The organism is Roseburia yibonii, from assembly GCF_014297335.1.
GTDB lineage: Bacteria > Bacillota > Clostridia > Lachnospirales > Lachnospiraceae > Roseburia_D > Roseburia_D yibonii.
This window is the reverse complement of record NZ_JACOQH010000011.1, coordinates 1-26,630: the sequence shown is the minus strand read 5'-3', so window position 1 is coordinate 26,630 and position 26,630 is coordinate 1. Positions and strand designations below refer to the sequence as shown.

At 49.2% G+C, this 26,630-nt stretch carries 31 protein-coding genes; 2 read left to right on the top strand and 29 right to left on the bottom strand.

The genetic code is table 11. From position 1 onward, the window contains the following. Positions 1 to 7: 7 nt before the first annotated feature. Positions 8 to 133, bottom strand: coding sequence for a hypothetical protein (locus tag H8Z76_RS13815; protein WP_279287709.1), 126 nt, complete (start codon positions 131 to 133; stop codon positions 8 to 10). A 53-nt stretch (positions 134 to 186) separates the two neighbouring features. Between H8Z76_RS13815 and H8Z76_RS12505 the strand changes: the two genes are divergently transcribed. Beyond that, entirely contained in the window at positions 187 to 633 is a 447-nt protein-coding gene (locus H8Z76_RS12505; RefSeq protein WP_186982684.1) for a metallophosphoesterase family protein, read from the top strand. Positions 634 to 710: 77 nt separating this feature from the next. On the opposite strand, the gene H8Z76_RS13810 is transcribed toward H8Z76_RS12505, so the two are convergent. The 24 genes from H8Z76_RS13810 to H8Z76_RS12390 all read right to left on the bottom strand — a co-directional run bounded on the left by H8Z76_RS13810 (position 711) and on the right by H8Z76_RS12390 (position 20,703). After that, positions 711 to 836: a hypothetical protein gene (locus tag H8Z76_RS13810; protein ID WP_279287708.1), complete on the bottom strand. Its 126-nt coding sequence runs from the start codon at positions 834 to 836 to the stop codon at positions 711 to 713. Positions 837 to 851: 15 nt separating this feature from the next. Next, positions 852 to 1,178 carry a cytidylate kinase-like family protein gene (locus H8Z76_RS12500; RefSeq protein WP_186982683.1) on the bottom strand — a complete coding sequence of 109 codons (327 nt, stop codon included), beginning with the start codon at positions 1,176 to 1,178 and terminating at the stop codon, positions 852 to 854. A 93-nt stretch (positions 1,179 to 1,271) separates the two neighbouring features. Beyond that, positions 1,272 to 2,240, bottom strand: coding sequence for a tRNA dihydrouridine synthase (locus tag H8Z76_RS12495; protein ID WP_186982682.1), 969 nt, complete (start codon positions 2,238 to 2,240; stop codon positions 1,272 to 1,274). Between the two features lie 25 nt (positions 2,241 to 2,265). Continuing rightward, positions 2,266 to 3,141 carry a sugar phosphate isomerase/epimerase family protein gene (locus H8Z76_RS12490; protein WP_186982680.1) on the bottom strand — a complete coding sequence of 292 codons (876 nt, stop codon included), beginning with the start codon at positions 3,139 to 3,141 and terminating at the stop codon, positions 2,266 to 2,268. A gap of 2 nt (positions 3,142 to 3,143) precedes the next feature. Further along, entirely contained in the window at positions 3,144 to 3,881 is a 738-nt protein-coding gene (locus tag H8Z76_RS12485; protein WP_147619255.1) for a ThuA domain-containing protein, read from the bottom strand. A gap of 1 nt (position 3,882) precedes the next feature. Further along, on the bottom strand, positions 3,883 to 4,659 hold the full coding sequence (locus tag H8Z76_RS12480) for an SDR family NAD(P)-dependent oxidoreductase (protein ID WP_186982679.1): 777 nt from the start codon (positions 4,657 to 4,659) through the stop codon (positions 3,883 to 3,885). A 65-nt stretch (positions 4,660 to 4,724) separates the two neighbouring features. Continuing rightward, a complete protein-coding gene (locus H8Z76_RS12475; protein ID WP_186982678.1) occupies positions 4,725 to 5,168 on the bottom strand; it encodes a DUF3021 domain-containing protein in 444 nt (147 codons plus the stop codon). A gap of 13 nt (positions 5,169 to 5,181) precedes the next feature. Beyond that, the gene (locus H8Z76_RS13710; RefSeq protein WP_186982676.1) at positions 5,182 to 5,622 is read right to left on the bottom strand and encodes a LytTR family DNA-binding domain-containing protein; all 441 of its coding nucleotides are present in this window, start codon (positions 5,620 to 5,622) and stop codon (positions 5,182 to 5,184) included. A gap of 153 nt (positions 5,623 to 5,775) precedes the next feature. After that, positions 5,776 to 6,711, bottom strand: a complete 936-nt coding sequence (locus tag H8Z76_RS12465) for a hypothetical protein (RefSeq protein ID WP_186982675.1) — start codon at positions 6,709 to 6,711, stop codon at positions 5,776 to 5,778. Between the two features lie 84 nt (positions 6,712 to 6,795). Beyond that, the gene (gene mgtE / locus H8Z76_RS12460) at positions 6,796 to 8,175 is read right to left on the bottom strand and encodes a magnesium transporter (protein ID WP_186982674.1); all 1,380 of its coding nucleotides are present in this window, start codon (positions 8,173 to 8,175) and stop codon (positions 6,796 to 6,798) included. A gap of 322 nt (positions 8,176 to 8,497) precedes the next feature. Further along, on the bottom strand, positions 8,498 to 9,466 hold the full coding sequence (locus H8Z76_RS12455) for a DUF5104 domain-containing protein (RefSeq protein WP_186982672.1): 969 nt from the start codon (positions 9,464 to 9,466) through the stop codon (positions 8,498 to 8,500). Positions 9,467 to 9,588: 122 nt separating this feature from the next. Further along, entirely contained in the window at positions 9,589 to 10,983 is a 1,395-nt protein-coding gene (locus tag H8Z76_RS12450; RefSeq protein ID WP_186982671.1) for an MATE family efflux transporter, read from the bottom strand. Positions 10,984 to 11,018: 35 nt separating this feature from the next. Continuing rightward, on the bottom strand, positions 11,019 to 11,219 hold the full coding sequence (locus tag H8Z76_RS12445; protein ID WP_147619262.1) for a hypothetical protein: 201 nt from the start codon (positions 11,217 to 11,219) through the stop codon (positions 11,019 to 11,021). Positions 11,220 to 11,313: 94 nt separating this feature from the next. Then, the gene (rpsI, locus tag H8Z76_RS12440) at positions 11,314 to 11,709 is read right to left on the bottom strand and encodes a 30S ribosomal protein S9 (RefSeq protein WP_147619263.1); all 396 of its coding nucleotides are present in this window, start codon (positions 11,707 to 11,709) and stop codon (positions 11,314 to 11,316) included. Between the two features lie 24 nt (positions 11,710 to 11,733). Continuing rightward, positions 11,734 to 12,162, bottom strand: coding sequence for a 50S ribosomal protein L13 (gene rplM / locus H8Z76_RS12435; protein ID WP_186982669.1), 429 nt, complete (start codon positions 12,160 to 12,162; stop codon positions 11,734 to 11,736). Between the two features lie 223 nt (positions 12,163 to 12,385). Next, positions 12,386 to 13,138, bottom strand: a complete 753-nt coding sequence (gene truA / locus H8Z76_RS12430) for a tRNA pseudouridine(38-40) synthase TruA (RefSeq protein ID WP_186982668.1) — start codon at positions 13,136 to 13,138, stop codon at positions 12,386 to 12,388. After that, a complete protein-coding gene (locus tag H8Z76_RS12425; protein ID WP_022514369.1) occupies positions 13,135 to 13,950 on the bottom strand; it encodes an energy-coupling factor transporter transmembrane component T family protein in 816 nt (271 codons plus the stop codon). Before H8Z76_RS12425 ends, truA begins: the two co-directional genes overlap by 4 nt. Beyond that, complete coding sequence (locus H8Z76_RS12420) at positions 13,944 to 14,801, bottom strand: energy-coupling factor transporter ATPase (RefSeq protein ID WP_186982667.1); 858 nt, start codon at positions 14,799 to 14,801, stop codon at positions 13,944 to 13,946. The genes H8Z76_RS12425 and H8Z76_RS12420 overlap by 7 nt, the downstream gene beginning before the upstream one ends. 57 nt (positions 14,802 to 14,858) lie before the next feature. Continuing rightward, a complete protein-coding gene (locus tag H8Z76_RS12415; RefSeq protein WP_022514367.1) occupies positions 14,859 to 15,746 on the bottom strand; it encodes an energy-coupling factor transporter ATPase in 888 nt (295 codons plus the stop codon). A 40-nt stretch (positions 15,747 to 15,786) separates the two neighbouring features. Beyond that, positions 15,787 to 16,287, bottom strand: coding sequence for a tRNA (cytidine(34)-2'-O)-methyltransferase (locus H8Z76_RS12410; RefSeq protein WP_186982665.1), 501 nt, complete (start codon positions 16,285 to 16,287; stop codon positions 15,787 to 15,789). Position 16,288: 1 nt separating this feature from the next. Next, entirely contained in the window at positions 16,289 to 17,464 is a 1,176-nt protein-coding gene (locus tag H8Z76_RS12405; protein ID WP_022514365.1) for an aminotransferase class I/II-fold pyridoxal phosphate-dependent enzyme, read from the bottom strand. Continuing rightward, a complete protein-coding gene (locus tag H8Z76_RS12400) occupies positions 17,461 to 17,943 on the bottom strand; it encodes an Lrp/AsnC family transcriptional regulator (protein WP_147619282.1) in 483 nt (160 codons plus the stop codon). Before H8Z76_RS12400 ends, H8Z76_RS12405 begins: the two co-directional genes overlap by 4 nt. Before the next feature lie 60 nt (positions 17,944 to 18,003). Then, positions 18,004 to 18,990 (bottom strand): AIR synthase family protein, encoded by a 987-nt coding sequence (locus H8Z76_RS12395; protein ID WP_022514363.1) that lies wholly within the window; start codon positions 18,988 to 18,990, stop codon positions 18,004 to 18,006. A gap of 117 nt (positions 18,991 to 19,107) precedes the next feature. Continuing rightward, on the bottom strand, positions 19,108 to 20,703 hold the full coding sequence (locus tag H8Z76_RS12390; protein ID WP_186982663.1) for a VanW family protein: 1,596 nt from the start codon (positions 20,701 to 20,703) through the stop codon (positions 19,108 to 19,110). Between the two features lie 331 nt (positions 20,704 to 21,034). Here H8Z76_RS12390 and H8Z76_RS12385 point away from each other — a divergent pair, with 331 nt between their 5' ends. Continuing rightward, positions 21,035 to 21,655: a hypothetical protein gene (locus tag H8Z76_RS12385; RefSeq protein WP_022514428.1), complete on the top strand. Its 621-nt coding sequence runs from the start codon at positions 21,035 to 21,037 to the stop codon at positions 21,653 to 21,655. Here the strand turns inward: H8Z76_RS12385 and H8Z76_RS12380 are convergent. The 4 genes from H8Z76_RS12380 to H8Z76_RS12365 all read right to left on the bottom strand — a co-directional run bounded on the left by H8Z76_RS12380 (position 21,652) and on the right by H8Z76_RS12365 (position 26,468). Beyond that, positions 21,652 to 22,362: a 3'-5' exonuclease gene (locus tag H8Z76_RS12380; protein ID WP_022514429.1), complete on the bottom strand. Its 711-nt coding sequence runs from the start codon at positions 22,360 to 22,362 to the stop codon at positions 21,652 to 21,654. The genes H8Z76_RS12385 and H8Z76_RS12380 overlap by 4 nt on opposite strands. 1 nt (position 22,363) lies before the next feature. After that, positions 22,364 to 24,094, bottom strand: a complete 1,731-nt coding sequence (locus H8Z76_RS12375; protein WP_186982661.1) for a B12-binding domain-containing radical SAM protein — start codon at positions 24,092 to 24,094, stop codon at positions 22,364 to 22,366. Positions 24,095 to 24,113: 19 nt separating this feature from the next. Next, positions 24,114 to 25,766, bottom strand: a complete 1,653-nt coding sequence (locus H8Z76_RS12370) for an ASKHA domain-containing protein (RefSeq protein ID WP_186982660.1) — start codon at positions 25,764 to 25,766, stop codon at positions 24,114 to 24,116. 120 nt (positions 25,767 to 25,886) lie between these two features. Further along, the gene (locus H8Z76_RS12365; protein ID WP_147619272.1) at positions 25,887 to 26,468 is read right to left on the bottom strand and encodes a manganese efflux pump MntP; all 582 of its coding nucleotides are present in this window, start codon (positions 26,466 to 26,468) and stop codon (positions 25,887 to 25,889) included. Positions 26,469 to 26,630 lie beyond the last annotated feature (162 nt).

Genomic DNA, 26,630 nt, shown 5'->3' with positions numbered 1-26,630 from the left:
TTACTTTTTATCCTGAAATTGGTTCAATATCTCCCATATTATATTCCTTTTTTTCCAAACCTTCAATAAATGCTTTTAAAGTCTTTGCGTCTCCATTGTCTGTTTCCTCCAAAACATGATTGATTTTTTCCACAAAAACCTCTACAATAAAAAGTATGTCAGACTATTTGTTACGGAGGTCTCTTTATGAAAATTGGGGTTATATCTGATACGCACGGCTCCCTTCCGGATGCCGCAGGGGATGCGTTAAAAAAATGTGACTATCTGATCCACGCCGGGGATATCGGAAGCGAAGCCTGTTACCGCGCCATTTTCCAGTTGAATCTCCCTTCCTACCTGGTAAGGGGCAACTGTGACTGGGGCAGCTATGCCGCCGATATGCAGGAAGTTCTCTCTTTCCACATCGACGGGATCTCCATTTCCCTGATCCATGACTTAAACCGCCTGTCACGGCTTGCCGATGACACGGATCTTGTCATCTTCGGTCACACACATCATTATACACTTTTTGAACGTCAGGGTGTGACTTATTTAAATCCGGGCAGCGTCAGTGAAGGCAGAGGTGAGCCAAATTCTTTTGTGATCTTAGACACCGATCATGGACATTTTAAGGTAAAGCAGTATACGCTTTAGGGATGTAAAAACGCAGTGAAAAAGCATGTGACTTGCCATTTCGCTGCGTTTTTATCTGACACACTCCTGCCGTCTTCCTATTTTAATGCATACTTTTCTTCCGGTATATCATATTCCAGATACAGTTTATCCCGATATTCCAGATCTGTCGTTGCCCGCAGGAGTTCCTCGATCCGCTGATCCGCCTGCATTTTTTCCGACAAACACTTAAAACGTTCCTACTCCGCTTTGCATCCCTGCTCTATTCCATTCTTCTGACCTGCCTCATACTCTTCTTTCCGCAGTTTTTCTTTTTCTCTTTCCTCGTCATATTCGAAGATGCTCACTGCTATCGCCTCAGCCTCTGTCATGCCAAGACTTTCCACGCAGTTTTTCATCCGGTGCTCATACGATGCATAGATGAATACATGCATGCAGTCCTCACGCTCCCGCAAAATGTAATCAGAGCAGCGCCCTACCACAATGCAGGACTGTTTATCCGCCAGCTGCCGTATGATACTGACCTGATTTTTAAAGATCTCATCCTGTTCGTCGTCTTTTCCCATGCCAAGCCAGATGCACGCCCTTTTTGAATGCCTTCCTGCACTCCGGCTTCATACTCCGCTTTTTTCTTCCGAAAAAAGTCAAATGAACATCCGCTACTCCGAAAATACCCGCCGCACCGCCGCCTGGTATTCTTCCAGCCGCTTCGCTTTCCGTATCGCCTTCGCCTCTTTTTCTTTTCCTGGAAACCGGACGATCAGGTAAGACCAGAGTTCCTTCATCTTAAAGAGCACGTTCTGATCCCCGGAAAATTCTTTCCCATAATCTGCAACCAGTCTGTCATGGAACGCGGGCAGCTTCTTTTTTGCGTCTGTTCCATACGCTTCCCCGGATGCATATGCCGCCAGTTTTTCGATCAGCGCCGGATCTTTTAACACTCCGCGTCCGACCATGACCGACGTAACCTTTGCCCGGTCACACGCCTGCTCCTTCTCCCAGTCGGTAAGCAGATTTACATAACTATCCACTGACACAAGATCTCCGTTATAGCAGAGCGGATTTTTGCTGTGCTCCATCGCGTAACGGAAGGTTTCATAATGCGGTGTCCCGCGGTACAGTTCTTTTTGCACCCTCGGATGAACGATCAGCTCTTCCAGCGGATATTTGTTATAGATCTCAAGCAGCCGGAAAAATTCCTCCGGTTCCTCCATCCCGATCCTGGTCTTTAAGGAAATCTTCACCTCTGTCTTTGAAAAGATCTCTTCCAAAAACTGATCGAGTTTTTCCGGCGAAGCCAGGAAACCCGCGCCACGCCCTTTGGACACCACCGTCCCGGACGGACAGCCGAGATTGATATTTAATTCCCGGTAGCCGAACGCGCCAAGATCTTTTTCGATCCGAAGGAAATCCGCGGCACTGTTTGTAAGGATCTGCGGAACGGCGTACATCCCCGCATTGTGCTCCGGCAGAATGTCATTTTTTTCCTTCGCGTTGAAACTTCGCTTCGTATGCGGCGCCAGAAACGGCATAAAGTACTTGTCAATCCCTGCGCCAAAAAAATCATGCTGCGCGTTTCGATAAATGTAACCGGTAATTCCCTCTAAGGGAGCCAAATAAAATTTCATAGTTCTCTCTCAGTTTCTTTGCTTTTTATTTCCATTTGATCTCATTCTTTAGATACTTCGCGGACTCTCTGATGCAGGAGAGCTGATCCTTCGCACCGAAATGCTCGATTGCAAAATAGCCGTCATATCCCCGGTCAAGCAGATCTTCCACGATCCGTGCGACCGGCATATAGCCGCTTCCGACCGGTACAGTGGCAAGCCCCCGGTTCACCCTGCAGTTCCAGTAGCGCAGCTTTTTTTCCTCGCCACGGTCCTTGCAGTGCGCATGCACGACATAGGACTTTAACTGTTCGTATCCTTCCCAGGCGTCCTCATCACTGAACGCGAAATTTCCGGTATCCACGGTATATTTGAGATCCGGCACATGCTCCATAAAATATAACAGTCCGTTTGCGGTTGCGTAAGGCGCAAGTTTCCCGTCAAAATCCTCAAGCGTCACTGCGACTGCCTTTTCGTCCTCCGCAAGTTCCATCGAATAAAAGACAAGCTCGGACAAATTCTTCTCCATTTTCCGTATCTTTTCATTCTGTGCCATGCATGCGGCAAGTTCTTTGTAAGAATGGTTCTTCCGGCGAAACTGCGCCGCTTCCTTCGCCGAGACAAAGCCCGGCACAACAAGGATCTTTCCCGCTCCGACCTCATACGCGGTCTCCACCTGTTTTCTGCCGTGGCTTAGATCCCCCTGGTTTCCCCAGTCATAAAATTCATAGATACTGCTGATACAAAGATCCGCGTCCCGAAAGTTCTCTAAGATCTCTTCTTTTTTATCGAGCAGCTGTGAGAGGTTGATCTCGATGCCGGTGATCCCTGCGTCCCGCACCTGCTTTAGCACCTCCTGCACCGGAAGTTTCCTCTGCGTGCATGCCTCTGTGATATGGTCATAAAAAACCGATAATTTCATATTTATTTTTCTCCGTTCTCGTATGGCTGTTCTGCGTGGATGCAGTCCGCCGGCTTTTTCTCCCGCCGAACCGGTGCCAGATAGCGCACCGCATTTTTTATGATCTTTTGTATCTGCGGCATATAGTAAACCGGATACTCCTCATGTCCCGGCTGAAAATAGAAGATCTTTCCGTAGCCTCTTGTAAACGTACAGCCGCTTCGGAATACCTCTCCGCCCGAAAACCATCCGGCAAACACGACATCATCCGGTTTTGGAATATCAAAATATTCGCCGTACATCTCTTCCTGCCCGATCTCGATCTGCTCTGGGATCCCCGCCGCGATCGGATGCGTCGGATCGATACACCACAGACGCTCCCTGTCCCCGTGTCTCCATTTTAAAGTCATGGAGGTCCCGAGCAGTTTCTTTAATACCTTGGAAAAATGCGCGGAGTGCAGCGCGAGCAGTCCCATTCCCATCAGCACATGCTGCCGCACACGCTCCGCGACTTCATCCGAAAATTCGTCCTGCCTTGCGTGGCTCCAGAAGATCAGCACATCCGTGTCTGCCAAAACTTCCTCACTAAGCCCGTGTTCCGGCATTTCAAATGTCGCCGTCCGCACGGTGATATCCGCTTCCTCTTCCAGAAATGCGGCAATGCATCCATGAATGCCGTCCGGATAGACCTTTCTTATATTTTCGTATTCCTGTTCATGTATGAACTCGTTATAGACCGTGACCCGTATCTTTTTTCCCATTTCACATTCCTCTCTGCCCTGCGCTCTTTGCCTGCTTCTTTTTCATCTTCGCGACCGCGTTTAACTTCACGCCCGCAGGTACGATCCGAAGTACCTTATTTAACGCTCCCGGTATAATGACATCCCGCTCTTTTCGCAGCCCCGCATAGGCGGCCGCCGCCACACGCTCCGGTTTCATTGCGAAAAACGGCGTTTTTACCCCCGCACGCACAAAAAAACCTGTCCCGGTCGTCCCCGGACAGAGTGTGCTCACCACGATCCCCTTTTCTTTTAATTCTTTGCATATCGCGCGGCTGTAGCTGTATAAAAAAGCCTTGCTCGCATAGTAAGTGCTGTTATACGGCCCCGGCTGGAACGCGCCGGTGGAGGCTACATTTAAAATATAGCCTCTCTGGTGCCGCTCCATATCGGGCAAAAACAATTTGACCAGTTTCACCGGTGTCAGCATATTTAACTGAAGCATCTGTTCCTCCTGTGTCATATCAATCTGATCGGTCGCTCCGAGCAGACCGAACCCCGCATTGTTTACTAAAAACGTGACCGGCGTCTGTCTTTCCTTAATCTCCTGATACAGTTCCTCCGCCGCCTGCGGCATCGAAAGATCTTTTTCATACAGTTCGATCAGCGTATCATATTTTTGTTCCAGCTTCTCTTTTGTCTGTCTTAAATGTTCGAGGCTTGAAGACACTAAAACCAGCCCAACGCCATCCTTTGCGAAACACTCCGCAAGCGCGTAACCGATCCCACTGGTCGCCCCCGTGATCAACGCATATTCCATCCACACGTTCCTTCCTGTTTCTGACTGATGTTATCATAACATATCCGGGACGCTTTGACACTACCTTAAAGTTCTCCATGCTCTTTTTTCTGCTTTAACTGTGCATTGATCTGCTTCGCCTCCCTGCGGTAATGAAAACAAAAGCAAAGCCAGATCACAAATGACATTGCCGCCATCAAAAGCATTTCCAAAAAGATCGCGCCGGTTGACATATCACCGGGGATCCAGCCCATCACAAACGCGGTTGGAAAATATACTGCGAATCCGATCACAAAATGGATGATCGCCTGCATCACGCGCGGCATCCGGTCACTTTCATAGATCATAGACGGCAGCACCCATGCAACACCGACAAGCACTGCCGCGATAACCTGTGCCGTATAGCTGTGTTCCGCCCCGGTAAACCATGCGTTTCCCATGACCATAGTTCCGATCACATTGACGATACACGAGACCACACATCCCCATGAAATTCCACCAAATAAATATTTTATCACTTTTCCTGACATATCTTTTTTCCTCCTACAATCCAATATAACGTTTAAATTCCGGCAGATACTTTCTTGAAATATAATCTTTTTGTCCGTTTTTCAATTTCAGCATCATCGTGCCGCGGAATGACGGTTCCACGCTGTCAATCTGTTTTAAGTTGATGATCGTTGTCTTTGATATCCGCATGAAGCCGCTTCCAAGTCCTTCTTCTACTTCATACAGCCTCTGTCTGGAGCGGTATTTTTCTTTTTCTCCATAAAGTGTAACCTGCTGTTCTTCAAAACGTGCCATATAGATATCCTGCGGCTTTACGATATGGTATCTCTCCTCCTGTTCGAGCAGTAAAAATTCCTCCTTCCCGTGTCCGCGGATCAGTTTTTCCATTTCATTTATCTGCTCATTCAGTTCCGGCGTATACAAAACCGCGTATGGTTCTGTTATTGTCTCGTCTACCCTTATCTGTACGTTCACAAGATCCCTCCTTTTTTGTATCATCGATGATGGCATTATCTTAGCACACTCTTTTTCCTGTGGTGGAAAAATGAAGTAAGTGGTGCATTTTGACATGTGAAATGCAAAAAAAGGGGCTGACGCACGAATCACTTCATGCGACAGTCCCTTTTCTTACGGTTCCTGTTTCCTGTTCTTTCGTTCTTCCCGCTTCTGTTTTCTTTCTTCTCGTCGCTTTTCACGCAGCTTTTTTTTCTGCTCTTTCTGTTCTCTTTTTTCCGCAGCCTTCTGCTCTTTTTTCTCTTCCCGGTCGCGGATCTTTCTGTTTTTGTTGATCTCTTTTCTTGCAAGCTTCTCGATATCGCTCATATAGTTTCTGGCGGTCCGCAGACGTTTCTTGTCTTTCCGGTACGGATCGTATAAAAACACGGATGCCACCGCAAGGATCACGATCACGATGCCGCCTGCTGTCATAAACGGCAGAAACTGTCCATACTCCGGATATCCCAGCTCATAGCACACAAACAGCACCATCATCGCCGGGAACATCAAAAGATAAAGCACTCTGCAAAGGAACGCGAGCCACCGGCTCCTCTTTTCATCCTTTGCAAGCAATGCTCCCTCGATCGCGGTATAGCAAAGCATAAACAATGTGACATCCGCTGAAAATCCATGCAGAAATCCGCAGAGCAGCGTGAGTACCACAGAGAGGAAAAACAGTGAAAACGCGCAGCCGCGGTAATAGGCGCTTTTGCTCTCCTGCATTCCCTGGATCTTGTCGCCGCTGATCCCATGCATCCCGTACACGCGGGCATTCAGTTCTTCCTGCATTTCCCGGTTGTATTTTCTGCTCTTTTCCGTACATGCGATCTGGTCATCGATCTCTCCGAGCGTTTCATCCAGGATCCTCTGCTCTTCCATGATCTGCTCGGTCAAAAGATCCTCTGCCGCGCGCTGTTTTTCGACCTGCTGTTTCATATAGCCGATCTTCCGCACCCTGAGGCTCTCTGTGAGTTTTTTTTCGTCTTCCTGTTTTATTTCTTCCTGCGTCTGTTTTTCTGCTTCCGCCGCAGATTCCGTCATCGGCTCTTTCTGTTCATTTTCATCCATAGGTAACTACTCCTTACGCTATCGTTTGTATCCCTGTTTTTATTATAATCGTTTTCATTTTCCGGCACAACCGCCATCTTTATTTTAGCCGTGGATTCCGCACATACGGATGAGAAGCAGCCAGGAAAGTCCGTAATAGGTCACAACCGCGACCAGATCGTTGATCGTCGTGATGAGCGGGCCGGAGGCAACCGCCGGATCGACCTTGATCTTGTGGAAAAACATCGGTGTCAGCACTCCGACCAGACTCGATATCATCATAGCGACAAGAAGCGAGATGCCAACGCAGCCCGATACTGTAAACGCGTACGCGAGCGTTTTTCCCTTTGCTGCCGTGACATAGATCCCGATAAATAAAAATGCCATTCCACCAAGCAGAAGTCCGTTATATGTTCCGACACGCAGTTCTTTTCCGATAAATTTCCATTTTTCGCCAAGCGACAGGTTCTCATCCATCAGGATGCGGATCGTTACCGCAAGCGACTGTGTTCCGACATTTCCCGCCATGTCAAGGATCAGCGACTGAAAGCAGACGATCAGCGCCACCTGGGCTACGACCTGCTCGAACAGACCGACCACGGAGGAGACGCCCATTCCGAGAAACAGCAGTAAGATCAGCCACGGCAGACGTTTTTTCATGCTCTGGAACGTTGTCTCGTCCAGATCCGAAGCCTCCGTCATACCTGCAAGCATGGCGTAATCCTCTCCCATCTCCTCATCTACGAGTTCTGTGATATCCGTTGCCGTGATAACTCCGACGATCCTTCGTTCCTCATCCAGCACCGGAATGGAGTCCTCCGCGTATTCCTTGATCTTATCCACACACGCATCGATCTTTTCTTCAGCAAAAACATACGGATAGGAGGACACGATGATGTCTTCCAGATCATCATATTCGCGCGCTGTGATCAGGTCTTTCAAATCGATCGCCCCCACATAATGGCGCTCGCCGTCCGAGACATAGATCGTATTGATATTATCGTTTTTATCCGCCTGCAGGATCAGGCTTCTGGTCGCCTGTTTTACGGAAATCCCCTGACTGATCCTGACAAAGTTCGTTGTCATCTGGCTTCCGATCTCATCCTCATCATAGGAGCGGATCAGCCGGATCGCCTTCCTCGCATCCGCCTGTAACAGAGGCGCGAGACGCTTTCTGGTCGCATCGTCCAGTTCTTCCAACACATCGACCGCGTCATCCGAATCCATGTCACTGACGATCGCCGCAAACCGCTCCATGCCGATCTCATCCATATATTCCAGCGGAGCTTTAAAATAAGAGAATACATCCGCAAGCCGTTCCTCATCCAGGATCTGAAATGCCTTTTTCCGTGCCGCGCCATCCAGAGATTCGATCGCGAACGCAATATCCCTGTCATGGTAATTCAGAAGTTCCTCTCTGACCTCAGCAACCGGTCTGTCGCTCTGCATCCACTTTGCGATCTCTTTTACATAATTTAAATTCATTTTTCTGCCCTCGCTTTCTTATTTGAGGCGTCTTTCTTTGTCCTGTCGCTGATTTTCCCTGTCACCATTACCGGAACTGGACAAAAAAAGACCGCCCTTTTGCAAAGAGCGATCAGAATCTTTAGAAAATATTTAAAACAACAAGAACAGACCAGCCGCAGTATCCGTATGATCCGCGAACTGGCGCTTCAAATATTTCCATATTTTTCCGTCACTCCAACTTCGATACGCATCACCGCAACTGTCCATGCCTGTCACCTCATTTCATTATTTGTGCTTATTTTTTCTGCTATGTGAAGTATAAACGAATCTTTCAATCCTGTCAATCCAATTCCGGCGACCGGTAAAGAGTCTCTACAATGCCTGTTTCCTCCTCTATTGTCACCCTTAGGATCTCCCAGTCTTTTTTATGATCGACAAGAAAACTCACATAGCGTTTTTCGCCATCTTCCTCCGGCAGTTCATACGCATAGGAAGAGTATTTTACCTCCTCTACATTGGGTTCTCCGAACTGCTTTTTAAAATCCGTGAAATTTCCGCCGGTCTTTAAAAACGCTTCCACATCTTCCTTTGTCAGCGTCTGTTTCCGCTCAACCGGCACATAAATGACCGGATTGCCACCGATCCGTGCCGTCTCATAGTCCCCCGGCGCATCTTCTTTTACAAAGATCCCCGGCTCCTCGGGCCACTTAAAATTCTCCGCGCATATCACCTTTTCGGATACCATATCCACAAACTCGATTCCGACATTGTCCGGATCGGCATCGTCCCGGTAAACATAAGAAAATTTGCAGTAATAGGTCGTTCCGCCGGACACCACCGCAAACCAGGAGAGGGCGTTATAGCGATCAATTCCGTATTCCTGATCATAGTTTCCCTCTACCACATTTCCGTCTCGTTCACACCGGTCTGTCGGCCCCGGATAAAAGGAAAGCAGCTCGTCTAAGTTTTCTTCCAGGTCTTTATTATTTTTTCGCACGTTCGGCGCAAACTGCGCAAGAATCTTTTCCTTATCTCCGGAGTCTACGGCCGCAAAAAAATCATCCACTGCCCGCTCATAGATTTCCGGCTCATCCTTCATGCTCGGCTTGTAAACTTCGCTTTCACTGTCACTCTCCGTGCAGCTCTCCAGATACGCGTCCACTTTTTCCGCCGCCGCGTCCTTTGCTCCCTGCGCGATCTGCGCCGCCTGCTCCTTTACCGCCTTTTTATCGCAGCCGGTCGTCTGTACACAGCACAACACCACACAGAGCATGACAGTCAGTTTTTTTCCCAGATTTATCTTTCCCATAACGTCTCCTTTTTATCGCTCTGATTCTATACTACTACAATAAAAACCTTTTGTCTCCCTGTATGGTGTCAGATCCATGGGACTTTTTGTTCTCCGGTCTTTCACCTGCGATTTCAACCATTTTATACCATCTGTACTACCCACACGTTGCTGCGCACCATGCAGTACCCGATGACCACCTTGATAAGCTCAGTTGCCTGCACAAAGAAATAAATGCTTACGATGCCAAGTCCGGTGAAGTGCGCCAACAGATATGCCGCCGGCACGACCACGACCCAGGTAAACACGGAGTCAAACAGGAACGTTACCAGTGTTTTTCCACCGGAACGGAGCGTGAAGTAAGATGCGTGGCTGAACGAACAAAATGGCATGATGATCGCCGAAACCGCGATAAAATTTGCCGCCAGTTTTTTGATCTCCGGGGAGGTATTGTAGATCTGTGGGAAAAACCGCCCTGCCGCAAACATGATCGATGCCATGATCACACAGCAGAATACGCTGAATACGATCATCTTGTTGTCCGCGTCCTTTGCCTCCTCTAACTCCCCTGCGCCCAGATACTGTCCCACCACAATGCTGATACAGGCACCGAGCTGGAGATATACGATATTAAACAGGTTCGTGATCGTGGTCGCGATATTCAGACCTGCCACGACATCCAGCCCGCGAACCGAATAACACTGGGTGACGGTCGTCATTCCGGCAGCCCAGAGCACCTCGTTTAACATTAACGGCGAACCTTTGATAAGAATCGCCTTTAACTCCCCGATCGGGATTCCAAAACCCGCGTAAGCTCCTTCCAGATAACGGTTCTTCTGTCTGTGCATATGCGCCCAGAAGATCACGATAAGCGCTTCCAGGTAACGGGAAAACACAGTCGCGAGCGCCGCTCCCTCCACACCAAGTTCCGGGAATGGGCCGATGCCGAAGATCAACAGATAATCCAGCACGGCGTTTGCTCCGACTGCCGCAAAGCTTGCGATCATCGGCACGAAGGTCTGCCCGGTCTCCTTGATGTTTGTCGCGTATGCCTGATTGACCGCAAACGGAATGAGCCCTGCCATCATGATCACAAGATAACGTTTTCCATATTGAAGCGCAAGCTCGGTCGCTCCGTTTCCCACCGTATCTGTCAGGTACAGTGAGATCAGGCCTTCCCCTTTTGTGACAAACAAAAATACGGTAAGCCCCGTCACAAGCAGTGTCGCGTACAGTTTAAAACGGAAGGAATACATATGTCCTTTGTGATTTCCTTTTCCGAAATACTGCGCGCCAAAGATACTCGCCGCCGACACCGCGCCGAAGATCGCCAGATTGTATACAAAGATCAGCTGGTTGACGATCGCGACACCGGACATCTGCTCCGTCCCCAGCTGCCCGACCATAATATTATCTAAGAAACTGACCAGATTCGTGATCGCGTTCTGTACGATCATCGGCACTGCCAGAAGGAGATATCGTTTGTAAAACGCACGGTCTCCGATATATTTCTGTTTTAATCCTGCAAAACTTTTCATAATCTTTAATAACCTATTCATCTTTTCTACAATTTTTATGCTGTAACTTGTTCTGATACATGAGCGCATCCGCTTTTTTTTATAAATACGTCCAGCGAATTGCTCTGTATCCGGTCGGTATAGATACCGATGCTTGCCTCAAGCTGATACGGCCGGTCTTCTTTTCCCCGGTACGCCGTCAGAATAATGACCGTGACCACCTTATAGTCCTTATCTTTGGAATATCTGTCTGCCATAAAAACTTCCCCTGTTTTCTTCGCCTCTATTACAAAAGACCCTTGAAAATATACATTTTCAAGGGTCTTATTATTCTCGCTAATTTGATTTTTATTATCTCTTTGAGAACTGCGGTGCGCGACGAGCTGCTTTGAGACCGTATTTCTTTCTTTCTTTCATACGCGGGTCTCTGGTCAGGAATCCAGCTTTCTTTAAAGCCGGTCTGAAGTCTGCGTCTACGTTTAATAAAGCTCTTGCAACACCATGACGGATTGCTCCTGCCTGGCCTGTATATCCGCCACCCTTTACGTTTACTAAAACATCAAATTTGTCTGCTGTTTCAGTCAGGGTAAGTGGCTGACGAACGATAACTTTTAAAGTCTCTAATCCGAAATATTCGTCGATATCTCTTTTATTGATGGTAACTTTACCTGTTCCAGGTACTAAATATACTCTTGCAACAGAAGATTTTCTTCTTCCTGTTCCGTAATACTTTGTTGTATTAGCCAATGTAATCTGCCTCCTTATCTCCGATTAAAATGTTAAAACTTCTGGTTTCTGAGCTGCATGCTTGTGATCCGGTCCTGCATATACAAATAATTTTGTATACATCTGTCTTCCAAGAGGTCCCTTCGGAAGCATACCTTTAACTGCATGTTCGATAACTCTTTCCGGATGTTTTGCCAGCATTTCTTTTAATGTAGCAGATTTAAGACCGCCAACATAATCAGAGTGGCTGTAATAGATCTTCTGATCCATCTTCTTGCCGGTTACAGCAATTTTTTCTGCATTAACAACGATTACATAATCACCTGTATCAACATGTGGTGTAAAAGTCGGTTTATTCTTTCCTCTTAATACTTTAGCAACTTCGGATGCTAAACGTCCTAATGTCATTCCTTCAGCATCTACTACATACCATTTTCTATCTACTGTAGCAGAATTAGCCATAAATGTTTTCATGGTTTTTCCTCCTTCAAATATGCAACGCTTTTCCATTGTCGCAAACCACAGTAAGCATACGCCCTGCGAAGTTCTGTGATGTACCGGCACAGTTCCCCGTCTGCGGTTCGTATCTATAGTTCAAATGTCTGCCGGGGCTTTGGCAAAACATTCCTATACTATGTCAGACTTATGTATTATAGTACACGATGCCCCGCGTGTCAACATTTTTTCCCGGAATTTCTCACTGTTTTTTGGTCTCATAGGAAATTCCCACCATCGTCAGTCCACATGCCGGGGCAGTCGGTCCCGCCGCGGTCCGGTCACATGCCGCGAGCACCCGCGTCATATCCTCCGGCTCCCGCTCATGGATGCCGACGGAGATCAGCGTTCCCGCGAGGATGCGCACCATATTATACAAAAATCCGTTTCCGGTGACGCGGATCTTTATCACATTCTCCTCTTTTGTGACCGTAAGGTCATAGATCGTGCGCACCGTGGTCTCCACCTGCGCTCCGACCGTACAAAAGCTCTTAAAATCATGTTCTCCGACCAGATATCCCGCCGCCTCTTTCATTGCCTCCACATCGAGCGGACGGTAATAAAAATAGGTATCATGGCGCAGGGTCGGAATCGGAAATCTGCGGTTTAGGATCCGGTACTCATAGGTCTTTCGGCTGTCCGTAAACCGTGGATGGAAATCTGCCGGCACTTCGGCGGAATCCTGCACCACGATGTCCTCCGGCAGTCTCTGGTTTAACGCATAGGAGATCTTGTCCGCCGGAATCCTTGTCTCCGTATCAAAAACAGCGACATTCCCAAGCGAATGCACACCGGCATCCGTCCTGCTTGCTCCTGTCACTGTGATCTCTTCTCCCAACAGCCCGGTCAGTTTTTCATTTAACACGCCCTCCACGGTCACTGCGTTCGGCTGTACCTGCCAGCCATGGTACGCGGTGCCGTCGTAGGCAACGATCAGTTTCACTCGTTTTTTCATACTACAAATTTCACCCATACAAAACGCAATGCCAGCATAAATACCAGGTACACGATCAGGATCACATACGCTTTTTTGTCTGCCGCACCATAGGTAAGCGGTTTCATCTTGGTCCTTCCCTCGCCGCCCCGGTAACAGCGCGCCTCCATCGCCATCGCGAGGTCATTCGCGCGGCGGAACGCGGATACAAAAAGCGGAACCAGAAGCGGGATCATCGCCTTCGCCTTTTTTACGATGTTTCCACTCTCGAAATCAGCGCCTCTTGCCATCTGTGCTTTCATGATCTTGTCCGTCTCCTCTACGAGGATCGGGATAAAACGTAACGCGATCGACATCATCATCGCGATCTCATGCACCGGAAGCTTGATCTTCTGAAGCGGCATCAGTGCCTTCTCAAGACCGTCGGTCAGCTGGTTCGGCGTAGTGGTCAGCGTCATGACCGAAGTGCCGATGATCAGATAGATCAGGCGGACTACCATGAGTACCGCGTTTTTGATTCCCTCATAAGTGATCTTAAAGATCCAGAACTGTACGAGCACTTCCCCCTGTGTCAAAAACAGGTTGAAGATACCGGTGATGATCATCAAAACGATGATCGATTTTAAGCCTTTTACCATATAGGAAAAAGGTACTTTTGAGATCTGGATCACCGCAGCTAAAAATATGGTTGCCAGCAAAAATGCCGGAATGCCGCGGAATGTAAACAGGGATATGATATAGATCAGGGTTCCAAACAGTTTCACCCGCGGGTCTAATTTATGCAGAATGGAGTCTGCCGGATAATATTGTCCTAATGTAATGTCTTTTAACATGCCTTTTTCCCCAACGCCTTTAAAATTTCATTTTTTGCTTCATCCACCGTAGTTGCGTTCACATCCACCGGGATACCGTTTTCCTTCAGTTCATGCATCAGGTAGGTCACCTGTGGTGCCGCAAGCCCGATCTTTTCAAGCTCCTTATAATGTTTAAAGACTTCATGCGGCGCATCGTCAAACATCATTTCTCCATGGTTCATCACAATGATGCGCTCCACATACTGCGCCACATCTTCCATGCTGTGGGATACCAAAAGGATCGTGATGCCGCGCTCTTTGTGCATCGCGGTAATGAGATCCAAGATCTCGTCACGCCCTTTCGGATCGAGACCTGCCGTCGGCTCATCCAGGATCAGGACTTCCGGCCGCATCGCAAGCACACCGGCGATCGCCACGCGGCGCTTCTGCCCGCCGGAGAGGTCAAACGGTGACTGGTAATACAGCTCTTCCTTTAAGCCCACGCTTTTTAACGCCTCAAACGCGCGCAGTCCCGCCTCTTCCTTGGTCAGTCCCTGATTCTTCGGTCCATAACAGACATCATCAAAGATCGTTGTCTCAAAAAGCTGATGTTCCGGGTACTGAAAGACCAGTCCCACCTTGCTTCTTAATTTTCTGAGGTCATAATCCTGTGCGTAGATATCTTCCCCGTTATAATAGATCGTTCCGGAAGTTGCTTTCATCAGACCGTTCAGATGCTGGATCAGCGTTGATTTCCCGGAACCGGTATGTCCGATGATCCCGATGAACTGTCCATCCTCGATCTTTAAATTGATATTTTTCAGCGCCCTGATCTCATACGCGGTTCCGGCACTGTAAGTATAATTTACGTTATCTAATATAATTGACATGTTCTTCTTCCTATTAAATACTGTCCCGTTCCCCGGGTACAGTTTCTCAGTTACCAGTTACTGCTCTTTTATGGCAAGCAGCGCCTCCACCAGTTCCTGTCTGGTCAGAATGCCATCCGGGATCGGAAGCCCGCTCTTTTTTAACTCATGCGCAAGCAGCGTGATCTGCGGAACACCAAGACGGTACTCCTTTAATTCTTCCACCTGGGAAAAAATACTGCGCGGCGTTCCTTTCATAACGACATGTCCCGCGTCCATGACAAAGACATAATCGGCATCCACCACTTCTTCCATATAATGTGTGATCAGTATGATCGTCACACCCGCCTTGCGGTTTAATGCGTGAACCGCCTTTAAAACTTCTTTTCTGCCAAGCGGATCGAGCATGGCCGTCGGTTCATCGAGCACGATACATTTTGGCTTCATCGCCATAACGCCCGCGATCGCGACACGCTGTTTCTGTCCGCCGGAAAGCTTGTTCGGAGAATGTTTCCGGTAAGAGAGCATTCCAACGGAACCGAGGCTTTCCTCCACACGTTTCCAGATCTCCTCCGTCGGCACACCGATGTTTTCCGGTCCGAATCCGACATCCTCCTCGACCACGCTTGCGATGATCTGGTTGTCCGGATTCTGGAATACCATACCGGCGCTCTGTCTGACATCCCAGACATTTTCCTCTTTTGACGCATCCTTTCCATCCACATAAAGCGTTCCCTCGGTCGGCACGAGCAAAGCGTTGATATGCTTTGCCAGCGTGGACTTTCCGGAGCCGTTATGCCCTAAGATTGCAATGAACTGCCCCGGTCTCACGTCGAGGTTTACATGGTCGAGCGCGGTCTGGATGGATTCTACGTTTCCTTCCTCGTCACGCCGGATATACTCATGTACCAGCTCTCTCGCATCAATGATGTTTGCATGCTTCTCTTGTTCTGCATTGCTGTTCATTTCTGTTTCCTCATAAATGGTCTGCGCTCAGTTCTGCCTGCTAATCCCAGTGCAGTCTGTGCAGATCTCCTTCCAGTTTCATATGGTCAAAATTGTTCTGGCGCAGTGCCTCGTAGAGCACGATCGCCACGGAATTTGACAGGTTCAAAGAGCGCGTCTCGCCGATCATCGGGATCCGCACGCAGGTATCCGGATGGTTTACAAGGATCTCCTCCGGGATCCCCGCGCTTTCCTTTCCGAACATGATGTAACAGTCCGGCTCATAGGAAACTTCCGTATACGTCTGTCTGCTCTTTGTGGTTGCCATATAAATTTTCGCGCCCGGATTCTTCTCCAGGAACTCCTCGTAGTTTACATAAGTCGTCACGTCCAGGTCGGACCAGTAATCCATTCCCGCGCGCTTGATCGCTTTTTCATTCAGCCGGAATCCAAGCGGCTCGATCAGATGCAGTCTGGTTCCCGTGGCAACACAGGTTCTTCCGATATTCCCGGTGTTGGACGGAATCTCAGGCTCATAAAGTACAATATTAAGCTTTGCCATTTTACTTTTCCTGCTCCCTCAACTTAATCACAAAATTTTCGATGCGGTCAAGCGCCGTCTTTAAGCTGTCAAGCGAATACGCATAGGAGATCCGGAGAAATCCCTCGCCGCAGGCACCAAACGCGGTACCCGGTACGACCGCCACCTTCTGGTCTTTTAACAGGGCATTGGCAAATTCATCCGATGTCATGCCAAATTCCCGGATACACGGAAATGTATAGAACGCGCCGTGCGGCTCAAAACACGGAAGTCCCATCTCCTCAAAACGGTGCAGTACATATCTTCTTCTGCCGTCGTACTGCTCACGCATCATCGCCACATCTTCATCCCCGTTTTTTAAGGCATCGACTGCCGCATACTGGCTCGTCGTCGGTGCGCACATGATTGCAAACTGATGGATCTTTAACATCTGATCCAGGATCAGTCTCGGACCACACGCGTAACCAAGCCGCCATCCGGTCATTGCATGGGATTTGGAAAAGCCGTTGATCGTGATCGTCCGCTCCTTCATGCCCGGCAGAGACGCGATCGAGACATGGGATTCCTCTCCGTAAGTCAGCTCGGAATAGATCTCATCACTGAGCACGAACAGGTCATGCTGTTCTACAACCTCTGCGATCGCTTCCAGATCCTCTCTTCGCATAACCGCGCCGGTCGGATTGTTCGGGAACGGAAGCACCAAAAGCTTCGTCTTTGGCGTGATCGCAGCTTCAAGTTCCTCTCTCGTCAGGCGGAATTCATTCTCCGCCTTTAACTCAATGATGACCGGTTTGCCGTTCGCCAGAACCGCGCACGGTAGATAGGAGACATAACTTGGCTGCGGGATCAGCACCTCGTCCCCCGGATCTAACATGGCGCGCATCGCGATATCGATTGCCTCACTGCCGCCTACCGTCACAATGATCTCATGATTATAGTCATATTCCAGGTCGTACTTGCGGTACAGATATCTGGAAATCTCCACTTTCAGTTCTTTTAACCCGGCATTGGATGTATAAAAGGTACGTCCCTTTTCCAGAGAATAGATTCCCTCATCCCGGATATGCCACGGTGTATCAAAATCCGGTTCCCCCACGCCAAGTGAGATCGCGTCTTTCATTTCGCTGACCACATCAAAAAACTTGCGGATACCGGATGGTTCGATTCCTACGATTGTTTCCGACAAAGGATTTCTCATGGTGTCATCAACTCCCTTTCATCCTTTTTCTGCTCTGCCATCACGGTTCCATGATCCTTGTATTTCTTTAAGATGAAATTCGTTTTTGTGCTGAGTACCGATTCGAGCGGAGAAAGCTTATCTGACACAAACTGGGATACCTCACGCAGTGTCCTTCCCTCGATCGTCACCATAAAATCAAAACTTCCGGAGATCAGATAAACCGAATTTACCTCCGGGTAATTGTAAATGCGCTCTGCCACTTTATCAAAGCCCATGCCGCGCTGCGGGGTCACACGCACTTCGATCAGTGCCGTCACTTTCTCGATCCCGGTCTTATCCCAGTCGATCAAGGTGTGATAACCACAGATGATATTTTCCGCCTCCATGGCTTCGAGTTCGTTCGCAACCGTCACTTCATCCACGCCAAGAACGATGGCGAGTTCCTTAAGATCGATCCTGCTGTTTTTCTCTATAAATGTTAAGATTTTTTCGCGCATTCCTTCCATATTTTCATCCTCCAAAATCTGTCTTTTCTATATAATATATGATACCACGCTTTAGCAGATCACCCGGTAAAGCTCATCCGGTTTGGGCGGCTCTAAAAACCGTCTTTCCTCCTCGTTTCGCAGTACACGGTCATTTCCTGCCATTGCTTTTCCGATCACTGCCGCAGGGATCCCTGCCTTTTCCAGTTCATGCACCAGCTGATTTCCATCCTCCGCTGCCATGAGCATACTCCCGCCGGAGATCAGCTCATAGGGATTGAGCCCGAAAAATTCACAGATCTCAATCGTCTCCTGCCGCACCGGAATCTTTTTTAAGTCGATTTCAAGTCCGACGCCAGATGCCTCCGCCATTTCCCAGAGCGCTCCGAAAATACCGCCCTCTGTGATGTCATGCATTGCACTAACGCCAGACCTTGCGGCGACTGCGGCCTCCGAAAGCACGGAGATATATGCATCCAGATCCTTTGACCGGTCGATAAAGGTCGTAGCGTAGCGGCCGAGCAGTTCCCTCTCCCGCTCTTTCGCGAGGATCACGGTTCCTTCTATGCCGATCCATTTTGATACCACGATATCCATCCCCGGTCTTGCTCCGCCCGTCTTTATCATCGCATCCTTTTTTACTTTTCCGACACCGGATACGGAGATCACCGGGCGGTTCACTGCCGCAGACACTTCCGTATGTCCCCCGAGAATCTGCATGTGAAATTTTTCACATGTGGCTTCCGCGTCACGCATGATCTCTTTTAAGAGGGCTTCCTCACTCTCTTCCGGCAAAAGGATCGTGAGCATTACGCCGACCGGCTCTGCCCCGCTGCTCGCGAGATCATTCGCCGTCGTAATGACCGCAAGGCTTCCCATCTCTTTTCCGGTTCCGGTGATCGGGTCTGTTGACATCACAAACACCTCATCGGCTTCGAGCGTAAGTGCCGCGCAGTCTTCGCCTACGCCGGCTCCTAGAAGCACCTCATCACGCCTGTTGTGCAGTTGTCTTAATACGGAGCGTTTCAACACGCTCTCCGGTATCTTTCCTGTCTTCATGTTCTCACTTTTATCTCTTTTTTAGACTTTTACATATTTTGTATCATCATATCATTTTGGCAATTATAACGCAAGGCTGTCTCACAAAAATGAGACAGCCTTCTTGCTTTTTTATTCTTATTGTGCCACTGCCGCGTCTGTCGCTGCTGCTGCATCCGTGGCTGCCGCCGCGTCCGCCGCCGGTGTGGTCTCTGCAGGTGCCGCCGCAGCCGCTGCCGGTGCCTGGTCTGCCGCCGGCTGTTCTGCTGCCTGATCCGGTGTTGTTCCGAATCCTGCGTACTGCGCCGCCGCCGCACGGACGGTTGCCTCATCCTGTGTTGCGATCGCCGCGTTGATCGCTGCGCATGCATTCGGATCGTTTCCGACATTTCCGACTGCGATCACCTTCGGGGTGGATGCGTATTTGCTGGTGTTTACCACTTCCCTGCTCTGCTCCACGCCGTCCACAGTCACGATCTTCCACAGCTGTGCGGACTGTCCGACATGCGGTGACTGTGTTGTCGCCACATAACCGATCGGTGCCGCCGCCGCTACGATCTGTACCGGAGGTGTATCCTGGCTTACCGTTTCTGACTGATATTCCACCTTGCGGTTCTGCGGTCTTGTTTCCTCGCCATACACCGTAAAATAGAGATCCGATCCGTTCGTATAACCCTCAAGATAGATCGGTGCCTCTGAGGAGTTTTTAAACTTCAGATCCTTGTAGGTTCCCGCGATCGCCGCGTCTCTGCTCGGATCTACATAATGTACCATCATCGAATGGTTGGAGCGCTGTGTCACGTCAAGCTCGGAATAGAGCACCGCATTGTACAGTGTTGTAGAGACCTGACACACGCCGCCGCCGTAAGACTGTACGGTCGTACCGTTCTCATATGCGCCCGCCAGTTCGTATCCGTTTTCCGCATCAAGCGGTGCGATCGCCGCGTATACGGAAAACTCTTCGCCCGGATACAGCACGGTTCCATCGATCTTGCTCACCGCGTTTTTGATGTTTGTGATACGGGATGCGGAAGAATCACTGAAATTCGTGTGGTAGGTTCCAAGAACATCCTTTACCTTCGCGAGGGACTCCTTGTTGCCTTCCGGCTCAACGACATCCGCAACTAAAGCGATCGTGGCGTCCGCACCATCCCATCCGGAATTAAAGTATTCACGGATCTCCTTCACGGAATCGTCCACATTCACTGAGATTCCCTGTTTGCCATCGGTGTACACAAAATCACCGTTTTCTCTGGTAAGGCTCGCGTTGACCGCTTTCTGGTCAAGCTTCGATGCCTGCTCATTCAGCACCTCTGTTACCTTCTGCGTGTCCACCGTATATACGATATCATAGACCTTGTTCTGATTCTCCAGATCTTTTTTATCTTTATAGCGCTTGATCAGATTGCCTGATTTTCCAATCCCGACTGCCTCATCCACAACCTGTGTGTTTCCCCAGGTCAGCCCGAGATCGCTCGTCTTTACCGTCACGCTGTTCTCGCCTGCGGTAAGCACGACATCGCCATCCTTGTTTTCCTTCACATAATCTTCCACAGCCTCTTTTGCTTCCGCAGAAGTCATTCCGCCGACTGCCACTTCCCCGATGTAAACATTGTCCGGGATCACGTCATTTGTTTTTTCTTTTGCTGCCGTAAAGTCTGTGTTCCAGACAAACACAAGCGCCATAACAAGCGCCGCCGCCAAAAGAATACCAGCTGATCTCTTTTTTTTCATAATTTTCCTCTTTCATCTATAAACTGCTCTTGCTTCTTTTTACATTGTACAGTTGCTATTTTAACATAACTGCTTCGTTTTTCAATGCACATAACCACAAATATATTTGACAGAAACCCGCGTTTTTGTGTATATTATGAACATGAAGGAATTCCTTCTATACGATAACGGTTATGACCAGAGAAAGCAGCATGGAAGCGCATAAGATCAGTACGATCGCTGCCGCGAAAATCCGTTTTTTCTTTGAGTTGCGAAAATTCATCATATGGAATCACCTCGTTTCCGTTTTTTACTGTTATCCTATTATTTCTGTAAAAGAAGGTCTGATATTATGTTATTTCTATGTTTCGGAATGTTCCTCATTATCTTGTCTGTTCTCGCTTTTTTCCGTAACCGGTCTGTCCGCAGATCCGAAGACGCGACGGAAGCGTTCTGGTCAAGAGAATATGAGTCCAACCACATCCGCAAAAAAGATATTTCTGATCTGTCTTATATTGAGATCCCGCTCGATGCACTCCCGCTTCATGTTTGTTCTTCCGAACGATGCATAAGCCTCGAGTCCCAGCTTACCGCACTTGCCGGTAAAAAGATCGTAAACCTGAGCAATCTGTCCAACACGGACTTAAAGCTTACCTACGGCACTGCGAATCTCACGGTCCTCTCCGAGTACGATCAGAATTTTACCCAGCTGTCCAACCTGTTGTACAGCTACGGAAAAGAACTCGAAGACAACGGTTTTCACAGGGAAGCCATCCAGGTTCTCGAATACGGCATTTCGATCCACTGTGACGCGAGCCGCCTGTTTGTGTTTCTCGCATCCTTATACCAGAAAGATCACGCAACGGACAAGATCCGTGCCCTGATCGAAGAAGCCTCCGCTTTAAGTCCTCTTTTAAGAGACGCAACGGTAAAACAGTTAGAAGATCTCTTAAATGGAGCAGACGCTTCTTAATGTATTTTTCCATACTGGGCGAGTATCCGGTCGGTAAGACGGGATGCCTCGCTTCTTGTCAGTGTATCAAAATCCAGATCAATGCTTATTTTATGATAATCGAACAATTCTTTCAAGTGTGTTTTCTGCACCGGTGTCGCCGGAGTCTGGCGTTTCGCCTTGTAGACCAGCGGCTTTGGCTCAAACGCCCTTTCATGCTCCGCGCCATACGCCCCGATCAGCCGCTCTAACACCTCTTTGGTCGCAAGCGCGTCAAAGAGCGCCCGGTGTCCGTTCGTCCGGTCGATCCCATAATATCCGCACAGATATTCCAGGGACCGGTGTTCAAGCTCCGGCAGAAACTTCCGCGCGAGTTTTAATGTATCCACCGCCTGCCTCTCAAAAGACAGTTTTTCGTTGATCGCGGCCTGTTTTAAAAAGCTGTAGTCAAAGATCACATTATGTCCCACAAAAATATCATCCGCACAGAACGCGATAAAATCCGGAAGGATCTCGCTGATCCGCGGTGCGTCCTTTACCATCTCATCATTGATCCCGGTCAGCTCCCGCACTTTCTCCGGAATACCGACCCCCGGATTTACAAACGTCTCATACTGCGCAGTCACTTCCCCGTGTTCCACTCTTGCGGCTCCGATCTCTAAGATCCTGTCCCTGCGTGGATTTAACCCGGTCATTTCCAGATCCACCACCACATAACGTTCGAGCATGTTACGCCTCCTCCTTTTTTGGATCCACCGGATGAATCTCCGCCTGATGGTTTAATGCGTCACGCTTCTCGTAATCAAACAGCAGATAGCAGGGCTCTTTTTGTCTCTCCGGAAGTTCTTTTACCGTCTCTTCCTCCGGCATGATATAGTAAAATCTTTCCAGATGCTGCAGTTTTCCCTTTTTGCAGAATCTGTGCGCAAGCTCTTTGTATTCTGTCCGGTCTTCCGCAAACGCCGGACGGCTCTTTGCGTTCTCCCTGCTGTAAATATCATAGACCGCCGCCTCTTTTAGGACATCCAGATGTTCCCCGTCGATCTCCTCCGCAAACGCGAGCAAAATCTCCAGCCGCCGGATCCTTGAATGGCTCATGGAAAAATATCCGTGTTTTTCATAGTACGTTCCTAGCGCCGCAAACATGGCAAACGCGCTCTCAAACCGCGTTTCCAACAGCCGTATGCTCATCGGATACTGTCTGCTGTTGTAATAAACCTCAAGCATTTCCTCCACCTGTTTGATCTTTAAGACCGCGTCATAGTCAAGCCATGCCGTCTTTAAGACCTCATACGGCGGACGGCTGCCATAGACGATCCCATACTCCTTCGCGTGTTCAAACAGAAACGATCCCTTTAAGACTTTTAAGAATCCAAGCTGTAACTGTTCCGGCTTTAAAGCGTAGATCTCATCAAACGACTTCTGAAACGTCTCATAGTCCTCGTAAGGCAGTCCGGCGATCAGATCCAGATGCTGGTGTACGTTTTTATTCTTTTTGATCTCCCGGACGACCTGCTTTACGCGCGTAAGATCCATTTTCCGGTGTATCTCCGTGATCGTCTCCGGATGGGTCGTCTGTACCCCGATCTCAAGCTGTATGAGCCCCGGTCTTAACCCGGAGATAAATGCGATCTCCTCGTCCGTCAGAAGATCCGCCGCGATCTCAAAATGGAAATTTGTGATCCCACGGTCATGTTCCCGGATAAATTTCCAGATCTCCATCGCGTGCTTATGATCACAGTTAAACGTGCGGTCCACGAATTTGACCTGCGGCACTTCCTTTTCGATAAAAAAGGCAAGTTCCCGTTTTACCAGTTCCATATCCCGGAAGCGCAGTTTCTTTTCAATCGATGACAGACAGTAACTGCACCGGAACGGACAGCCGCGGCTCGACTCATAATAGATGATACGGTTTTTAAAGTCTTCCATATTTTCATAGCAAAACGGGATCGTACTCATGTCGATCGGCTCTCTTTCCCCTGTAAAAACCATATGCCCGTCCTCATCTAAAAATGCAAGCCCTTTTATCGTTTCCGGTCTTTCTTCCGCTTTGATCCCGTCCCGGCGCTCTTCGTTTACATAATATTCGCACAGTTCCGAAAAGCTCTGCTCACCCTCACCGACCATAACGCCTGTCACAAACGGATGCTCTCTTAAAAACGCCTCTGTTTCATAGGAAACCTCCGGGCCGCCCATCCAGATCGGCACCTCCGGGCACAGCTTGTGAAACTCCTCCGCAACCGAAAGCACCAGATCGAGATTCCAGATGTAGCAGGAAAAACATAAGATGTCCGGTCTGCTCTTATAGATCCCGCTCAAAATATATTCCTGTCTGTGATTGATCGTGTATTCCGCAAGCTCGATCTGGCTTCGGTATTCTTTCGCGTAAGCCCGCAGACTGTACACGGCAAGATTGGAATGGATATATTTCGCGTTTACCGCTGTCAGCAATAATTTCATGTCTGTTCCTCTTTTCTTGTTAAAAATCCATATTGCGCAGATAATATGCCTCAAACTCCGGCTCCCCCGCCAGATTGAGCACCCGGATCTTATGCGCCAGTTCTTTAAATCGGATCTCCGTCTGTTCGATTCCGTGCTCCCCACACGCCTTCGCGAACTCATACGCGCCGCGCAATGCCGTATTCCCCGCCGCCTTTGTCTTTTTCTCAAGTCCTTTGGGGATCAGCCCGAGCAGTGCCGCCTTGTGTACATTCAGTTTACAGCCAAATCCGCCCGCAAGCCATACGGTCTGAACCTCCGCTTCACTCACACCGGATTTTTTAAGCAGCAGATCTACCCCGCTTCGGATCGCCGACTTCGCCAGCTGAAGCTGCCGCATATCCTCCTGGGTAAAGCAGATCCTGCTTCCATCCGCGCGCGTGGCAACCTGATACGATGCGGCGCCATCCAAAAACGTGCCATGCCGGTCGATCTTTCCACTGCGGTACAGTTCCGATGCGAGATCGAGTATCCCGCTTCCGCAGATCCCGACCGGCGGCTTATTGCCAATCGTGCGGATCACCGGTCGTCCGGCAAGCAGGTTCACCTGCTGGATCGCCCCCTCGATTCCGGGCACTCCGTCTGTCATATTGGCTCCCTCAAACGCAGGGCCGGCGGAAGTCGCTGTGGCAAGGATCTCCCCGCCGGTTTCAATCGCCATCTCCCCGTTTGTCCCGATGTCCAAAAAGAGGGTGACACCTTCCTGCTGATCCATGGATACCGCATAGAGTCCCGCCACGATATCCGCGCCCACGAATGCGGAAGCTCCCGGCAGCACCACAACTTCCGTTTCTTCCAGCGATCCACTCCCCGGAAAGATCCCGCTTTTTTTCTGCCTTGTCAGTTCGAGCGAGAATGGACGGAACGGTGCCTCGCCAAGCCCGCTCAACGGATAGCCGCAGAGCAGATGCTCCATCACTGTATTTCCGGCGACCACCATCTGCGGGAAACGGATCTTTTGAAAGACCCCGGCACTTCCCTGCGGTGTCCGCATCTTTTCCGTCACAAATTCCTGACACATCGCCTCGATATCCGCCCAGACTGCCGCCTGCATATCCACGCCGTGTCCTTCTTCCGCCGCCCGGATCCGGCTTACCACATCACTGCCGTATCGGCGCTCACTGTTTTCCCTTGTAAGCACCTGCTCGATCTCAAGATCACTTTCCCGCATAAATGCCGCCGCAAGTGTCGTGGTTCCGATATCAACGATCACGGTATATTCTGTTTCTTCCGTCTGCCGGTTCTCATCCGCCACACTTTTTCTTTTCAGGTCTTCTCCCTCGATCTGCATTTTGGGTCTTGTTTCATCCGGCAGATACATCCCGGACGCCAGCCGCACGCAGAGATCCTCTGTCACCTTATGGCAGCACGCCAGCCGCTTTCCGGCATCAAGCGCCGTTCTTCCCAGCCGTGCGTCCTCCGCACACGCCTCCGGCACCGGATGCTCAAAATATACGGCGCACTTTTTGCAGGTTCCGTTGCCACAACAGTTTCCCATCACAACGCCAAGCGTTCTCATGCCGGAAAGAACTGTTTCTCCTGCCTGCACCAAAACCGTCTTCTGTTTCATCCTGTCCTCTGAGAGCACCGTGATCTGTGGCATCCGTCCGCTTCCTTTCCGCTTTCTTCTCATTTCAAGTGTTCCTATTATATCATGGTTTCCCCTGTTTTTTCTTAAAATCGTATGAATTTATTCTAAAAAAAGGGATGAAAACCTTTCCACAGGCTTTCATCCCTTTTTCCTTTCAAAACGTTAATGGACAATATAGCGTATCACCACGTCGATCCCGCCGATGATCAGCAGAACCCCGCCGATACTGTACGCCTTTGTCTTTTGTTCAAATCCGAAGCGATATCCGGTATACATACCAAACACAACCATGAGAACGGTGAGACATACCACCATGATCAGCACGATCGTCACATTAGTGCCGAGAAATCCAAACGCCACTCCGACTAAAAGTGTACACACGCTGGAAGCACCGACACATTTTAAGATCCTTCCAAGGCTCAGTCCGTTTTCCTCTCTGCGTTCCACGATACTCTTGTTCTTCCATGCTTTTAAGATCATGCGCACTCCGAGTACGATAAATATGATCGCCACGATCACACGGACGGTTAAGATCTGTTTGTCCTTGATATCATACCGAAGAGACGCTCCGCCCACCAGATCTCCAAGATACAGAGCGATGGTCTGCAGCAGGGCAACCAGAAGGCTCCCCGCCGCAAGACGCTTTTTATTGATCTCTGCCAACAGCGCTCCCTCGCAGGTAACGATCCCGAATATATCCAATGAGATACCAAGTGTGATCAGTAATGTTTCAATCCAATTCATAACGTTCCTCCTGCATTTTCGGTAATCTCATTTTTCCGCTCCTAATTAGTGTCTGCTGATTAAGCAGATATCTGCAACTTCCAGCTCTTACATCTGTTCCAGTCATGCCAGAAGCGGAACAGGCGCAAAAGAGCGTAAAGTATTCGCCTCTGAATCCTGAAC

What these genes read in the sequence shown, in the direction of transcription:
- H8Z76_RS12505 (WP_186982684.1), top strand. Translation starts at nt 187, where the DNA reads ATGAAAATTGGGGTTATATCTGATACGCACGGCTCCCTTCCGGATGCC.
- H8Z76_RS12500 (WP_186982683.1), bottom strand. Translation starts at nt 1,178, where the DNA reads ATGGGAAAAGACGACGAACAGGATGAGATCTTTAAAAATCAGGTCAGT.
- H8Z76_RS12495 (WP_186982682.1), bottom strand. Translation starts at nt 2,240, where the DNA reads ATGAAATTTTATTTGGCTCCCTTAGAGGGAATTACCGGTTACATTTAT.
- H8Z76_RS12490 (WP_186982680.1), bottom strand. Translation starts at nt 3,141, where the DNA reads ATGAAATTATCGGTTTTTTATGACCATATCACAGAGGCATGCACGCAG.
- H8Z76_RS12485 (WP_147619255.1), bottom strand. Translation starts at nt 3,881, where the DNA reads ATGGGAAAAAAGATACGGGTCACGGTCTATAACGAGTTCATACATGAA.
- H8Z76_RS12480 (WP_186982679.1), bottom strand. Translation starts at nt 4,659, where the DNA reads ATGGAATATGCGTTGATCACGGGGGCGACCAGTGGGATCGGTTACGCG.
- H8Z76_RS12475 (WP_186982678.1), bottom strand. Translation starts at nt 5,168, where the DNA reads ATGTCAGGAAAAGTGATAAAATATTTATTTGGTGGAATTTCATGGGGA.
- H8Z76_RS12465 (WP_186982675.1), bottom strand. Translation starts at nt 6,711, where the DNA reads ATGGATGAAAATGAACAGAAAGAGCCGATGACGGAATCTGCGGCGGAA.
- mgtE (WP_186982674.1), bottom strand. Translation starts at nt 8,175, where the DNA reads ATGAATTTAAATTATGTAAAAGAGATCGCAAAGTGGATGCAGAGCGAC.
- H8Z76_RS12455 (WP_186982672.1), bottom strand. Translation starts at nt 9,466, where the DNA reads ATGGGAAAGATAAATCTGGGAAAAAAACTGACTGTCATGCTCTGTGTG.
- H8Z76_RS12450 (WP_186982671.1), bottom strand. Translation starts at nt 10,983, where the DNA reads ATGAAAAGTTTTGCAGGATTAAAACAGAAATATATCGGAGACCGTGCG.
- H8Z76_RS12445 (WP_147619262.1), bottom strand. Translation starts at nt 11,219, where the DNA reads ATGGCAGACAGATATTCCAAAGATAAGGACTATAAGGTGGTCACGGTC.
- rplM (WP_186982669.1), bottom strand. Translation starts at nt 12,162, where the DNA reads ATGAAAACATTTATGGCTAATTCTGCTACAGTAGATAGAAAATGGTAT.
- truA (WP_186982668.1), bottom strand. Translation starts at nt 13,138, where the DNA reads ATGAAAAAACGAGTGAAACTGATCGTTGCCTACGACGGCACCGCGTAC.
- H8Z76_RS12425 (WP_022514369.1), bottom strand. Translation starts at nt 13,950, where the DNA reads ATGTTAAAAGACATTACATTAGGACAATATTATCCGGCAGACTCCATT.
- H8Z76_RS12420 (WP_186982667.1), bottom strand. Translation starts at nt 14,801, where the DNA reads ATGTCAATTATATTAGATAACGTAAATTATACTTACAGTGCCGGAACC.
- H8Z76_RS12415 (WP_022514367.1), bottom strand. Translation starts at nt 15,746, where the DNA reads ATGAACAGCAATGCAGAACAAGAGAAGCATGCAAACATCATTGATGCG.
- H8Z76_RS12410 (WP_186982665.1), bottom strand. Translation starts at nt 16,287, where the DNA reads ATGGCAAAGCTTAATATTGTACTTTATGAGCCTGAGATTCCGTCCAAC.
- H8Z76_RS12405 (WP_022514365.1), bottom strand. Translation starts at nt 17,464, where the DNA reads ATGAGAAATCCTTTGTCGGAAACAATCGTAGGAATCGAACCATCCGGT.
- H8Z76_RS12400 (WP_147619282.1), bottom strand. Translation starts at nt 17,943, where the DNA reads ATGCGCGAAAAAATCTTAACATTTATAGAGAAAAACAGCAGGATCGAT.
- H8Z76_RS12395 (WP_022514363.1), bottom strand. Translation starts at nt 18,990, where the DNA reads ATGAAGACAGGAAAGATACCGGAGAGCGTGTTGAAACGCTCCGTATTA.
- H8Z76_RS12390 (WP_186982663.1), bottom strand. Translation starts at nt 20,703, where the DNA reads ATGAAAAAAAAGAGATCAGCTGGTATTCTTTTGGCGGCGGCGCTTGTT.
- H8Z76_RS12385 (WP_022514428.1), top strand. Translation starts at nt 21,035, where the DNA reads ATGTTATTTCTATGTTTCGGAATGTTCCTCATTATCTTGTCTGTTCTC.
- H8Z76_RS12380 (WP_022514429.1), bottom strand. Translation starts at nt 22,362, where the DNA reads ATGCTCGAACGTTATGTGGTGGTGGATCTGGAAATGACCGGGTTAAAT.
- H8Z76_RS12375 (WP_186982661.1), bottom strand. Translation starts at nt 24,094, where the DNA reads ATGAAATTATTGCTGACAGCGGTAAACGCGAAATATATCCATTCCAAT.
- H8Z76_RS12370 (WP_186982660.1), bottom strand. Translation starts at nt 25,766, where the DNA reads ATGAGAAGAAAGCGGAAAGGAAGCGGACGGATGCCACAGATCACGGTG.
- H8Z76_RS12365 (WP_147619272.1), bottom strand. Translation starts at nt 26,468, where the DNA reads ATGAATTGGATTGAAACATTACTGATCACACTTGGTATCTCATTGGAT.